The organism is Deltaproteobacteria bacterium (genome assembly GCA_011375175.1).
In the GTDB taxonomy this organism is placed as follows: Bacteria; Desulfobacterota; GWC2-55-46; order GWC2-55-46; family DRME01; genus DRME01.
In genome coordinates, this window is record DRME01000093.1 from 1 (window position 1) to 12,901 (window position 12,901).

General features: G+C 66.6%; 10 protein-coding genes and 1 tRNA gene. 6 read left to right on the forward strand and 5 right to left on the reverse strand.

The annotated features are described in order from the left end of the window. The first annotated feature begins 196 nt into the window (after positions 1-196). Genes ENJ37_08110 through plsY form a run of 4 tightly spaced genes read left to right on the forward strand, consistent with a single transcriptional unit; the run spans position 197 to position 3,999 of the window. Entirely contained in the window at positions 197-1,066 is an 870-nt protein-coding gene (locus tag ENJ37_08110; GenBank protein HHL40456.1) for a ParB/RepB/Spo0J family partition protein, read from the forward strand. Between the two features lie 54 nt (positions 1,067-1,120). Continuing rightward, a complete protein-coding gene (locus ENJ37_08115; GenBank protein HHL40457.1) occupies positions 1,121-1,525 on the forward strand; it encodes a polymer-forming cytoskeletal protein in 405 nt (134 codons plus the stop codon). 31 nt (positions 1,526-1,556) lie between these two features. Further along, entirely contained in the window at positions 1,557-3,377 is a 1,821-nt protein-coding gene (glmS, locus tag ENJ37_08120) for a glutamine--fructose-6-phosphate transaminase (isomerizing) (GenBank protein HHL40458.1), read from the forward strand. 37 nt (positions 3,378-3,414) lie between these two features. Further along, positions 3,415-3,999 (forward strand): glycerol-3-phosphate 1-O-acyltransferase, encoded by a 585-nt coding sequence (plsY, locus tag ENJ37_08125; GenBank protein HHL40459.1) that lies wholly within the window; start codon positions 3,415-3,417, stop codon positions 3,997-3,999. A gap of 196 nt (positions 4,000-4,195) precedes the next feature. Here plsY and ENJ37_08130 read toward each other — a convergent pair whose 3' ends face one another. Then, complete coding sequence (locus tag ENJ37_08130; protein ID HHL40460.1) at positions 4,196-4,750, reverse strand: hypothetical protein; 555 nt, start codon at positions 4,748-4,750, stop codon at positions 4,196-4,198. Positions 4,751-4,784: 34 nt separating this feature from the next. Then, positions 4,785-4,859, reverse strand: a tRNA-Thr gene (locus ENJ37_08135). A gap of 419 nt (positions 4,860-5,278) precedes the next feature. On the opposite strand from ENJ37_08135, the gene ENJ37_08140 reads away from it, so the two are divergent. Further along, positions 5,279-6,088: a uridine phosphorylase gene (locus ENJ37_08140; GenBank protein ID HHL40461.1), complete on the forward strand. Its 810-nt coding sequence runs from the start codon at positions 5,279-5,281 to the stop codon at positions 6,086-6,088. Between the two features lie 22 nt (positions 6,089-6,110). Here the strand turns inward: ENJ37_08140 and ENJ37_08145 are convergent, their stop codons facing one another. The 3 genes from ENJ37_08145 to sixA are packed head-to-tail and all read right to left on the reverse strand — an operon-like array spanning position 6,111 to position 9,563. Next, complete coding sequence (locus ENJ37_08145) at positions 6,111-8,372, reverse strand: ATP-dependent RecD-like DNA helicase (protein HHL40462.1); 2,262 nt, start codon at positions 8,370-8,372, stop codon at positions 6,111-6,113. Next, the gene (locus tag ENJ37_08150) at positions 8,356-9,093 is read right to left on the reverse strand and encodes an endonuclease V (GenBank protein ID HHL40463.1); all 738 of its coding nucleotides are present in this window, start codon (positions 9,091-9,093) and stop codon (positions 8,356-8,358) included. The genes ENJ37_08145 and ENJ37_08150 overlap by 17 nt, the downstream gene beginning before the upstream one ends. Further along, positions 9,090-9,563 carry a phosphohistidine phosphatase SixA gene (gene sixA / locus ENJ37_08155; protein ID HHL40464.1) on the reverse strand — a complete coding sequence of 158 codons (474 nt, stop codon included), beginning with the start codon at positions 9,561-9,563 and terminating at the stop codon, positions 9,090-9,092. Before sixA ends, ENJ37_08150 begins: the two co-directional genes overlap by 4 nt. Before the next feature lie 545 nt (positions 9,564-10,108). Here sixA and ENJ37_08160 point away from each other — a divergent pair. After that, positions 10,109-12,868: a hypothetical protein gene (locus ENJ37_08160; GenBank protein ID HHL40465.1), complete on the forward strand. Its 2,760-nt coding sequence runs from the start codon at positions 10,109-10,111 to the stop codon at positions 12,866-12,868. Positions 12,869-12,901 lie beyond the last annotated feature (33 nt).

The following is a 12,901-nucleotide window of genomic DNA, read 5'->3' on the forward strand; positions in this document are numbered from 1 at the left end:
AAAGGTTCCCTCAGACTCCCTCCAAAAACTTTTAATGCGAGTTGGTTTCCCCCTGTTTTGCCAGGCAAAACAGGGGGAAACCAACTCGTATTGAAAGTCTTTGAAGGGGGTCTGGGGGAAACTTTCTACAGAAAGTTTCCCCCAGCGTCCTTCATGGTGCTCTCAGCGAAGGGGGACCGTGGTGACGGGGAAAAGGATGGAAGGAAGGAAAAGGCGGGTTCTGGGGCGCGGGCTCGGGGCGCTCATAGGCGAGAAGGCCGCTTCGGGGCGGCGGGAGAAGTTCGTCTACTGCGCGCCGTCCGAGATACGGACGAACAGGTTCCAGCCGCGCCGCATATTCGACGAGGCGGCCCTTTCCGAGCTCGTCGACTCGATCAGGGAAAAGGGTGTCATCGAGCCGCTCGTGGCCCGGCGCGGCGCCGACGGCATAGAGCTCATAGCGGGGGAGAGGCGGCTTCGGGCGGCCACGCTCGCCGGCTTGAAGGAGGTGCCGGTCGTGATGGTCGAGGCCACCGACCGCGAGAGCCTCGAGCTCGCCGTCATAGAGAACATCCAGCGCGAGGATCTCAACCCCATCGAAGAGGCCGAGGCCTACAGCAGGCTCATGGACTTCGGTCTCTCGCAGGAGGAGGTGGCCGCCAAGGTCGGCAAGGAGCGGGCCACGGTGGCCAACTACCTGAGGCTTCTGAAACTGCCGCCCGAGGTGAAGGACGAGCTCGGCCGGGGGACTATCTCCATGGGCCATGCCCGCGCCATCGTCTCGCTACCAACGGCCGCGGCCCAGCGCGAGCTCTGCAGGCGGGTCATAAGCCGCGGACTTTCGGTGCGCGAGACCGAGCGGCTCGCAAAGGCGGCCCTCGGGGGCGGGCGGAAGAAGGCGGCCGGCGCAGGGCCCCAGGAGACGGACCGCCAGCTCCGCTTCGTAGAGGACGAGCTCAGGGCGCTCTTCGGCACGAAGGTCTCGATAAGGGAGAACAACGGCAAGGGCAGGGTCGAGTTCGCCTTCTACTCGGCCCAGGAGCGGGAGCGGCTGCTCGAGCTTCTGAGGTCGGCCGCGGGGAGGTGACACGAAAAACAGGACTCTATAGCTCCTGTTTATACCGGGCCATAGGAGGTAGGGATGTTCGCCAAGGACGAGAAGAGGAAGAACGACACGGGCATCATCGGCTTCATCGGCAAGGGCATGAGTGTGGAGGGGACGCTGAGCTTCGAGGGCACGGCCAGGGTGGACGGCAACGTCAAGGGGCAGATAAGGGCCGACGGCACCCTCATAGTGGGCGACGGCGCGCTCATCGAGGCCCAGGTGAAGGTGGAGACGGCGGTGGTCACCGGCGAGATAAGGGGGACGCTGCAGGCCACGAAGCGGGTGGAGCTCCAGCGTCCCGGCAAGGTCATAGGCGACATCGTCGCCCCGACGCTAATAATCGGCGAAGGGGTCATATTCGAGGGCAACTGCACGATGTCGGGCGGGAAGGAACGGGTGCTCGAGGCCCAGGTGGTGGCCGTCGAGGAACACGGCCCGTAAGCGGCCGGAGCAGCAGCATGCGAGGTGGAAGATGTGCGGCATAGTGGCATACACGGGGCCGAGGGACGCGGCCCCGGTCCTCATCGAGGGTCTCCGCAAGCTCGAGTACCGCGGTTACGACTCGTCGGGGCTGGCCGTGGTCAACGACGGCTCCATAACCGTCCTGCGAAGCGTGGGCAAGCTGCGCGAGCTCGAGCGCCGCTGCGCCGCAAACCCCGTGCCGGGGCGGCTCGGCATAGGGCACACGCGCTGGGCCACCCACGGCCGCCCGAGCGAGGAGAACGCCCATCCCCACAGGGAAGGGTCCATCGCCGTGGTCCACAACGGCATCATAGAGAACTACCTCCCGCTGCGAAGCGAGCTTGCGAGCGAGGGGGCGGTCTTCAAGTCCGAGACCGACACCGAGATACTGGCCCACCTCATAAACCGCGAGATCAAGCGGGGCCTGGGGCTCGAAGAGGCCGTGCGCGCGGCGCTCAAGTACGTGAAGGGCACCTATGCGATGGCGGCGGTGAGCAGCGCCGAGCCCGACAAGATAGTGGGCGCGAGGCTCGAGTGCCCGCTCATCGTCGGGCTCGGCGAGGGCGAGACCCTCTTCTCTTCCGACATACCGGCCATCCTGGACATTACGAGACGGGCCGTCTTCCTCGACGACGGCGAGGTCTGCACCATAACGAGCGAGTCCGTGAAGATAACGGACCTCGACGGCGTGGAGGTGCGAAAGACGCCGAAGCACATCGACTGGAGCCCGGTGATGGCCGAAAAGGGCGGCTACCGCCACTTCATGCTCAAGGAGATATTCGAGCAGCCCAGGGCCGTGACCGACACCTTCCGCTCGCAGGTCCTCGAAGAGGAGAGCGACATCTTCTTCGCCGACTTCCCCATGGACGTAAAGGAGATGGACAAGATTTACATCGTCGCCTGCGGCACGTCGTGGCACGCGGCGCTGGTGGGGAAGTTCCTCATCGAGGAGCTCTGCCGGGTGCCTGTGGAGGTGGACCTGGGCAGCGAGTTCCGCTACCGCGACCCCCTGGTCGACGAACGCTCGCTGGTCGTGGCCGTCTCCCAGTCGGGCGAGACGGCCGACACGCTTGCGGCGCTGCGCGAGGCCAAGCGCAAGGGAGGGCGCACCATGGCGATCTGCAACGTCATGGAGAGCAGCATCACGCGCGAGGCCCTGTGGTCGCTCATGACCCATGCGGGGCCCGAGATAGGGGTGGCCTCCACCAAGGCGTTCACGACCCAGCTCGTGGCGCTCTACATGCTGGCCGTCTTCCTCGGCCGCCGCAACGGCCGCGTGCCCGACCCGGCGGCCTCGCTGCTCATAAAGGAGCTCGTCGAGCTGCCCAAGAAGATGGAAAGGGCGCTCGACGGCGCCTCCCACATAGAGGCCGTGGCGAAGAAGTACTTCCACCTGCGCGACTTCCTCTACCTGGGCAGGGGCATAAACTATCCCGTCGCCCTCGAGGGGGCGCTCAAGCTCAAGGAGATATCCTACATCCACGCCGAAGGCTATGCGGCGGGCGAGATGAAGCACGGTCCCATAGCGCTCATAGACGAGGACGTGCCGGTCGTGGTGCTCGCGCCGGCCGACTCCACCTACGGCAAGATACTGGCCAACATGGAGGAGGTGCTCGCCCGGGGCGGCCAGGTCATAGCGGTGGTGAGCGAGGGGGACCGCCAGGCGGCGCAGATGACCGAAGACGTCATAACGGTGCCGGTCACGTCACACCACTTAACGCCCGTGCTCATGAGCGTGCCGCTTCAGCTCCTGGCCTACTACGTGGCCGTGCTCAAGGGCACGGACGTGGACCAGCCGCGAAACCTGGCAAAGAGCGTAACCGTCGAGTAGCGCGACGGCGCTCCTGCGAAGAGGGGTTTATTTTCTCATGCTCTCCATACTCGTGTTCATGGCGTTCGCCTACATCGTCGGCTCCATACCGAGCGGCGTCGTGGTGGCGCGCCTTCTGGGCGCCCCCGACCCGCGCGAGGTCGGCAGCGGCAACATCGGCGCCACCAACGTCTCGCGGGCGGCGGGAAAGGGGGCGGGCCTTGCGACCCTTGCGGCCGACCTGTCCAAGGGGGCGCTCCCGACCTGTATCGCCATGCACGCCACGGGGGGCCGGCCCCTGGCCGTGACGCTCACCGGCCTTGCGGCCATGGCGGGCCACCTCTACCCCCTCTTTCTCCGCTTCAAGGGGGGCAAGGGGGTGGCCACGGCGGCGGGCGTGGTGGCCGTCATCTCGCCGTCGGTGCTGCTCTTCGACGTGGCGGTATTCGTCGTCGTCGCGGCCCTCACCCGCTACGTCTCGCTCGCCTCTCTGGCCGCAGCCGCGGCGCTGCCGGGCTTTTTCCTCGTCACGGCGGGCAAGCTCCCCTACGTGCCCTTCGGCGTCGCAGCGGCAGCGGCCGTGGCGGCGAGGCACTCGGCCAACATCAAGAGACTGCTCGAAGGCAGGGAAAACAGGCTTTAACCCGCCCGCCCCGCGCAAGCGGCGCGCAGCCCGCAAAGGAGCCGGTCCTTCTTCCCCGCCGGGGCGGAAGGTGTCCGATTATACGGCGCCCCCGGCCCGGAAGCGCCAGGGGGGATAGTCACGCCCTTGCGCCCGGGCCGGGGGCGCCTCCCGGTACCGCCGGGGTCGCCACGGACGCAAGGCCGCGCGCGGTCCGCTACAGCTTCTTGAGCCGCCTCTTCTTCGAGCGCAGGTGCCTGGGGAGCCTGCGGGACGGTCCTTTCTTGCGGGTGGAAGGGCCTTTTTCGAGGTCGCCGTCATCGTCGTCGCCGGGCTCAAGGCCCTCGGACCCCCCGTAGAGGGCCTCTTCGAGGAGGGCGTGGAACTCGCCGGAGCCGAGCACCACCGAGCCGGCCGAGCGGGCGCTGCGGGCCACCTCCCTGTCGGAGCTGACCACGGTGAGCGAGGCCCCGGCGGCGCGGGCCATCTCGGCTATGACCTCGTCGGCCTCTTCGCCGCCCCTTGAGAAGAGGACCTCTATGCCGGAGTCCATCCGCCGCGAACGCGAAAGACCGCCGGCGCGGCCGGCGTCGAAGACGACGGTGATGCGCAGGCCGGGCCGTTTCCTTCTGTAAAGGGCGAGCCGCTCCACGAGGGCCCTGCGCTCCTCCTCCATGGAAGGACGGCCGGGACCGGCGCGCCCCGTAAGCCCGAGCGAGGCGCCGATGAGGTTGTATCCGTCGATTACGAGGTGGACGGCCATGGAGGCCATATTACCAGAAAAGGGAGGCGAGGCAAAGGGGGGATGGAGCCGGCGGGCGGAATCGAACCGCCGACCAACTGATTACGAATCAGTTGCTCTACCGCTGAGCTACGCCGGCGTCAAAACTCTATGGAAACTCTGATTAATTACGCTGAGGGAACCTTTTTGTAAAAAGGTTCCCTCAGACTCCCTCCAAAAACTTTTTGCTTGCTCTTCGGGCCGCGTTGGTTCTCATGATCGTCCAAGGAAGCGAGGTTCTTCAGCCCAAATTAAAAGTCTTTGAAGGGGGTGTCTTGCCCGCATCAGCTGCCCGAGGGGCGGTCCTTTGGGGGTTCGGGCCGCAAAGGCGTAAGACAACCCCGCCTGGCGCGGGCCGAACCTCCAAGGGACCGCCAAACATCCGAATAACATACGAGGGAGCCGCGGGAGGAAACGTGGGCCTGTGGCCCTTCTACAGAAAGTTTCCCCCGGTGAGTCACAGTTTCCTTGAACGGAGTCTTTCATAATAAGGGAGGGAGGCCGTTTTTGTCAAGAAAATTGCGTAAAGGGACGCGCCGGTCGGCGAAGACTCCGGTCTATCACCTGGCGCTCAGCCGCGCCGCCATCGGAGAAGCCGCCCTCGTGCTCATGCCCGGAGACCCGAAGCGTTCGGTGAAGATAGCCGAGGCCGCGGCCGCGAGGCTGGGCGGCAGGGCCGCGCTGCTGGCCGACAACAGGGAGTACCGCACCTATCTCGTCGAGAGCGCGCAGGGGAAGCTTCTCGTCACCTCCACGGGCATAGGAGGCCCGTCCACGTCCATCGCCGTGGACGAGCTCGCACAGCTCGGCGTGCGCACCTTCATCCGCGTGGGCACCGCCGGCGCCATCTCCAGGGAGCTCAGGATCGGAGACGTCGTCGTCACGACGGGCTCTGTGCGGCTCGACGGCGCGTCGACCCACTACGCGCCCATCGAGTACCCGGCGGTAGCGGACCACGAGGTGGTTACGGCCCTCATCGAAGGGGCCGAGGACGCAGGGGCGCGCGCTCACAGGGGCATTACGGCGTCGTCGGACACCTTCTACCCCGGCGAGGAGAGGACCGACTCCTTTACGGGCTACGTGCTGCGCCGCTTCCAGGGAGCCACCGAAGAGCTGCGCCGTCTCCGGGTGCTCAACTACGAGATGGAATCGGCCACGGTGCTCACCCTCACCGCGGCCATGGGGCTTCGGGGCGGGTGCGTCACGGGCGTCATCAACCGGGCAGGCGGTGCGGCCATATCGAAGGCGGCGCTTCGCCGCGGCGAAACGAGCGCCGTGGCCACGGCGGTGAACGCCGCGGCGAGACTGCTCGGCGGCTGCCGGACCTGAAGAAGAGAGTTGCCGGCCATCATCAACCGGCGCCGCCCCCGCCCGGCGGGGCTGGCGCCACTGTCCCCGGGGCGTCCGCGCCGGAGAGGTTTCGGCAGGCCTCGACGATCCTCTCGGAGAGGGCCGTATGGCGGTGTTCCTCCCTCTCCTCCCTGAGGGCAACGGCCAGGGCCTTGCGCGAGGCGACGAGCACGACGAGACGCTTGCCGCGGGTGACGGCCGTGTACAGGAGGCGGCGGCGCAGCATGACGTAGTGGCTTGAGTGGAGGGCCACGACGACGCAGGGGTACTCGCCGCCCTGGGACTTGTGGATCGATAGGGCGTAGGCCGGCTGGAGCTCGTCGAGCTCGCTTGCCCCGTCGAAGTCCACGCGCCGGCCGTAGAAGTCGACCTCCACCGCGCCCTCCTCGGCGTCCACCGAGGTGACGACCCCCATGTCGCCGTTGAAGACCTCCTTGTCGTAGTTGTTGCGGAGCTGGATGACCTTGTCGCCCTCGCGGATGACGAGCGCGCCGCGGCGCATCTCGCGGCGCCGGGGCGAGGGCGGATTGAGCCGGGCGCGCAACAGGGCGTTGAGGTTCTCTATGCCCGCCTCGCCCCTGTTCATGGGGGCGAGGACCTGGATGTGGCGGACCGGGTCGAAGCCGTAGCGGCGCGGCAGCCTCTCGCTGCAAAGCGAGACGACCTCGTCGGCGAGCTCGGCGGCGTCCTCCCTGAATATGCAGAAGAAATCCTTTTCCCGCGCCGGGGCGCCGTGCAGCTCCAGCGCACGGCCGAGGTTTATGTTGCGGGCGTTTGTGCTTATGAGGCTTCCGCGGCTCTGGCGGAATATCTCGGTAAGCCGCGCTACGGGCACGGCACCGGACTCTATCATCTCGGCGAGCGCCGCGCCGGGACCGACCGATGGGAGCTGGTCCACGTCTCCCACGAAGACGAGCCCCGCATGGGACGGCACGGCGGCGACAAGGGCGCTCAGGAGCACGGTGTCGACCATGCTCGTCTCGTCTATTATGACGAGATCGGCCTCCAGGGGGGCGGACGCACAGCGCTTGAAGGCGCCGGTGGCCGGGTCGTAGTCGAGGAGGCGGTGGATGGTGGAGGCCGGCGCGCCGGCGGCCTCGGCGAGCCGCCTGGCGGCCCTGCCCGTCGGGGCCGCCAGGGCCGTCTTCACGTCCTTGGCCCGGGCTATGAGAAGGATGGCCTTCAGTATGGTCGTCTTGCCCGTGCCGGGGCCGCCCGTTATGATGTTCACCTTGCCGGTGAGCACGGCCTCGAGGGCCGAGCGCTGGGCCGGGGCCAGCTCAAGACCCATGCGCTGCTGCGCCCACTCAACGGCCCGGGAGGCGTCCTTTATGGGAAGGAGCGACGGCGCGGCCAGAAGCTCGGCGAGCCTGGCGGCGGCGCTCTGCTCGGCCTCGAAGAGCCGGGTCAGGTAGATGCGCCCGCCGTCGAGCATGATCCGTCCCTCGGCGGCGAGCTCCGCAAAGAGCGCCGCCGCCGCCGAGGCCTCCACCCCGAGGAGCTCGGCCGCGCCGCGGGCCGCCTCGTCTTCGGGCAGGTAGCAGTGACCCGAATCGGCCGCCCGGCTCAGGACACTGAGGATGCCCGCCTTGATGCGGGCCGGAGAGTCGCCCTCCACGCCCAGGGCCCCGGCTATGCGGTCGGCCGTAGCGAACCCCACGCCCCATACCTCGTCGGCGAGCCTGAAGGGGTCGCGGCTTACGCGCTCGACGGCCTCGGCGCCGTAACGCCTGTAGATCCGGGCCGCCAGCGCCGGGCTTACGCCCAGGCCCTGGAGAAAGACCATTATCTTCCTTATCTCCCGCTGCTCGTCCCAGGCCGCCTTTATGCGCTCGAGACGCTTGCGGCCTATGCCCTCCACCTCGACGAGCCGGTCGGGCTCGTTGTCGATGACGTCCATCGTCTCCAGGCCGAAACGCTCGACGATACGCGAGGCCAGGGCCGGACCGACCCCCTTGACCAGACCCGAGCCGAGGTAGCGCTCCATGCCGACAAGTGTGTCGGGCCGCACGAGCTCGCAGGACTCGAAGCGGAACTGGGTGCCGTAGTTCCTGTCGCGCACCCAGGCCCCCCGAAGGCGCACCGTCGAGCCGGGAGGCTCATGGGCCATGTGTCCCACGGCCGTTAAGGCCCGTCCGGCGTCGTCCTTCAGCCGCACGACCGAGAAGCCGTTGTCTTCGTTGCGGAAGGTGTAGCCCTCGATGGTCGCAACGACCGAACTCTCCAGGGCCGACCCGCCGCCCCTGTCACCGCCTGCCGTCATCGCTCAAACTCCCTGAGACCCCGCCGTCTTCTCCCGCGCGTTCTTCGAAGTCCTCTTTTGCAAGGGCCGCGAACCTGTGGGCGCTGCGCACCGGCTCGGGCAGCCGGTAGCGGGTGGTGCAGGAGAGCACCGTCTCCACCGCCGCCTCAAGGCCCAGGCCGAAGCCCGGCGAGACGTATACCGGCCTTACGCCTTCCCTGGTGCGGAGGCAGGCGCCGAGCCTTTCGCCGCCGCCTGTTACGGCCGTCCACGCCCCCCTTGCCGTCCCGGGCTCGTCGCAGCGGCCGCACAGAAGCGACTTGGCGCAGCCCACCGTGGGCACGCCCAGCAGCACCCCCATGTGGGCCGCCACGCCCATGCGTCGCGGATGGAGTATGCCCTGGCCGTCGAATATGACCACATCGGGCGCGCAGGCGACGAGGCCGAAGGCATCGACCAGGGCCGGACCCTCGCGGAATGTGAGAAGCCCCGGCACGTAGGGAAAGAGGGCCGGACGGGCGGCGCACCTGCGCTCCACGAGCTCGAGCGAGGGGAAGGCGTGCACCGTCACGGCGGCGAAGACCATGCCGCCGCTGCGCGAGTAAGCGGCGTCGGCGCCGGCCACGAGCCGGGGGGGACGGGGAAGGGCCCCGCCGACCCTCACAAGGCCGGCGAGCCTTCGCTGGATGGCCGCCGCCTCGGCGGGCGTTACGCGCCAGGGGTGAAGCCGCGCCGCCTTCACCCCCGCTCGTCGGCCGTCACGGTCCAGAGGGCCCTCCACCTCCGCCTCCCCTCGCGGTGGAGGCAGAGCACGGCCGCCTCCGGCCACGGCGCGCCCGCCAGGGCCCCGCCGGCCAGAAAGGCCGCAAGCGCGCCGAGGTGGGGAAGGTGGCCGACGAGCATCACGTCGCAGCCCATACACCCCAGGCGCGCGGCCCACAGCTCCGGGTCGTCGCCGGGCAGCAGCCCGTCGGCCTCCATCACAACCGGCGCGGGCTCCATGCACCGGCCCAGTATGCGCGCCGTCTGGGCGGCCCGCAGCTTCGGACTGTGGTAGATGCGGGCCACGGCCACCCCTCTGTCCGCCAGACGCCGCGCCACCGTGCGGGCCTGACGCCTCCCTTCCTCGCTCAGGGGACGCCCCTGCTCCGCCTCGGCCTCCACGGCCCTGGCATGTCTTGCCAGATACAACTTCACGCCCTCCACCTCCAGCCCGGGCGAATAGCCCCCCTTTGCAGAATTTTACCGCTTAACAGCCCCTTATACAAGCCCCCAACTTGATTTGACCGATCCTTTGGTATAAGCTAAGAAAGCTCTGATTAATGACCCTGAGGGAACCTTTTTGAAAAAGGGTCATAGACCCACGGTTCCCTCAGACTCCCTCCAAAAACTTTTTATTTGCTCTTCGAGCCGCGTTGGTTCTCATGATCATCCAAGGAAACGAGGTTCTTTAGCCCAAGTTAAAAGTCTTTGAAGGGGGTCTGGGGGAAACGTGGGCCTATGGCCCTTCTACAGAAAGTTTCCCCCATGGTAATCAATCAGCGTTTCCCTGCGGTCCCCGTGAGGTTCGGGCCGCAAAGGCGTAAAAAATCCCGCCTGGCGCGGCCCGAACCTCACGGGGACCGCCCCCCAGCATCGGGCGTGGGAATTACACCCCTTCAAAAGACTTTTGACTTGGGCCACGACCTCGCTTCCTCCGGCGGTCACAGGAACCGGCGGGGCTCAAGCACGGCCGCCGTCTTGCCGAAATAGGCCATATGTCCGATACCTATTACAACGAGCGGCTCGCTCTCTACGAGGGGCTCGGCAGCGACGAAAAGGCGGCCGCAGCCGCCGGCCGGCTCTGGGTGCTCGATCCCGACTCTCTGCGCTTCAAGCACGGCGCCACCCTGGGCGAGCTCAAGATACCATACCACCTGGGAAGCAGGGACGAGGCCTGCCTCCAGCAGGCCGTCTTCGGCCTCGCCGCCCTCCTCAAGATGCGCTTCGAGCCCGACTCCGGCCGGCCCCCGGAAGGCGGCTCGGCCTCGGAGATGGAGCCGCCGGCGAAACTTCCTCCCAGGACCTACAGGACCGACATCTTCATAGAAGGCTCGGTGGAGCGCGCCGTCGCCCTCGAGGCCCTCGCCTCGGCCCCCCACGTGGACAGCGCCATTCTCCACAACTGGCTCGCGCCCGACGGACCGGGGCGAAGACTCATCCACTGGACGGCGGCCGTGGTGGAAAAGTCCCTAAGGGACGAAACACGGCACGGCACGGGCGAAGAAACAGCCTACATTACGCTTCTCGCCGGACTCAAGTCCCTGAAAAGACACAAGGACAGGCTCAAAGACTTCCGCATAAAGGGCTTCTCCTACGAGAAGCTCGACCTGGCCGTGGGCCTCACCTGCTTTGCGGCATGGAGGCATGCGCTCGCAAGGCTCTTCGCCCGACTGCGCCGCGACAAGGCGCCGTACCACAGCGACAGGGCCGAGATGCTGCTCACCACCGCCGTCGTGCCAAGGGCCTTCCTCTCCATACCGCCCAACCTCGTCTCCTCGTCGCTCAACCCCTACGCCATAAACGACGAGACGGTCAAGGCCATCGAAGCGTTCGCCCCGGAGACAAAGGATATCAAAGAGTGGCCCGCCGTCGACGAGCTTGCGGCGGGCCTTGCGGAACGCATCATCAGGAAGCCGAGCCTGCGCGCCGTCGTGAAGAACCAGGGCGAGGTGACGAGGCTGCGCGCTCTCGTCCGCCGATACCTATTCGACCACGACGTGCCGGGCCTTGAGGTCCACGAAAGACTCTACGAGATCTACGGCGACGACCGCCACATAAGAAACCTGCTGGCCGACGACGACCTCTACGAAGGCTTCATAGACGCCCTCGAGGGCCTGAAGCCCCACTTCGCCAAGGACCGCAGGCGCGTGGCCGGCATAACCGCCCTCGTCGACTCGCTCAGGCGCTTCAAAAAGGGTTTTTTCGGCCGGCTCCTCTCCGGCAAGCAGCAGCAGGCCCTCGACGCCGCCGCCGTCGTGCGGGGCTACCTCGCCTACCGCCTCGACGAGCACGTGGACAGGTACGCCGCGCCCATGAGGCTCTACCTCACGGACCGGCGGGGCGAGTTCGACGAAAAGATGCTCGTCAACGAATACAACCGGGGCCGACTCTACCGCTTCTCCGACGACGACATCGCCGTGCTCAAGACCCTGACCGTCAACATGGAGGGGCAGCTCTTCATCGACCTCAAGGACTTCACCAAGAAGACGCTCAAGGTAAAGGAGATCGCCATGGCCGAGTTCCTGCGCGATCACTTCTACACGCCCATAATCGAGGCGTCGCTTCGCTACGGCGGGCGCGGCGGCCCCGGCTCCGACGAGTCGCAGAGCATACGCCTTACGAACCTCCCCGGTGACGCCGCCATCTTCTCGGGCAGCGTGGCCGGCCTCGTCTCCCTTGCCCAGGACATCCAGAAGATCATCCGCCGCTACAGGGAAAAGCTCCAGAAGAGGCTGCCGCCCGTGGATGAAGAAGAGCTCCTCGACGCGGTCCACAAGCGGTTCGAGGCGAAAAAGGCCGGCATCGACGAGAGGCTGGACGCCGTCGGGAAGATGGGCGACAAGAAAGAGGCCGACAGGGAGCGGGCCCGGCTAAGGAGCGAGATGCGACGGCTCGAAGACGCGTACCGCGACGAGATCGAGGCGGCCATCACCCGCGAGATGGAGGCGGGCCTGTTCATCTCATACGGCGTCAAGGCCGAGACCCTCGTGCTCAAGGCCTCGCGGGAGTTCAAGGAGCCCGTCAAGGTCTCCATAGGCGAGAAGATAAACGAGGCGTGCCGGGGGACGAACCGCAACCCCCACGTGCGGGCCAAGCTCGAGATCCTCATCGAAAAGGAACGCCTCGGCGCAGGCAGCCGGCGGCTCAAATATCCCTTCGACGTCTACATCGACCGGGTGATAAACTTCCGGATGCCGCCGGAGCTCGACTCGAAGATCGAGGACCTCCTCTCGGGCCGGGGCGGCCCCATGGACCTCGGCGCCATGGCGAAGTCCGCGGCGCGGCAGTTCTACTCGGACCTCAAAAGACTCGCCGACGGGGCCTCGCCGTCCTCTCTCGCCCACCTCATGCTCTCCACCGACATATACAACAGGGGCCAGGCCCTGAGCGAGGAGGCCCTGAAGGCCTACATCAACGAGACCAGGGGCACGAAGTTCTTCTTCCGCAAGACGGTCGCCCTTTCGCAGCTCCACGAGGCCATGCGCAACGCCTACTTCTTTCCCTACGACCCCCTCGAACTCTGCTTCGGCATCGAAAGGGTGGAAGGCGTGGAGTTCGTCGAGGGCTTCCTCAAACACGGAGAGGTGACCTTCAAGGGCTTCGAGACCACGGAGCCGACCGTCGTCTACGAGATGCTCGACCGCGAAGGCGACCTCTTCAAGTCCATCATGCTCTACCACTTCAAGGAGTGGTACGATCAGGCCCTGTCGGCCGAAGAGACATCTTCTCAAAAAAATTCCAATCGATTGGCTTGAGGGAGCTTTTGAAATGGGGGCATAGCCCCACAG

Coding starts and splice junctions, on each gene's coding strand:
- ENJ37_08160 (HHL40465.1), top strand. CDS start 10,109: ATGTCCGATACCTATTACAACGAGCGGCTCGCTCTCTACGAGGGGCTC.
- ENJ37_08110 (HHL40456.1), top strand. CDS start 197: ATGGAAGGAAGGAAAAGGCGGGTTCTGGGGCGCGGGCTCGGGGCGCTC.
- ENJ37_08145 (HHL40462.1), bottom strand. CDS start 8,372: ATGACGGCAGGCGGTGACAGGGGCGGCGGGTCGGCCCTGGAGAGTTCG.
- glmS (HHL40458.1), top strand. CDS start 1,557: ATGTGCGGCATAGTGGCATACACGGGGCCGAGGGACGCGGCCCCGGTC.
- ENJ37_08115 (HHL40457.1), top strand. CDS start 1,121: ATGTTCGCCAAGGACGAGAAGAGGAAGAACGACACGGGCATCATCGGC.
- plsY (HHL40459.1), top strand. CDS start 3,415: ATGCTCTCCATACTCGTGTTCATGGCGTTCGCCTACATCGTCGGCTCC.
- ENJ37_08130 (HHL40460.1), bottom strand. CDS start 4,750: ATGGCCTCCATGGCCGTCCACCTCGTAATCGACGGATACAACCTCATC.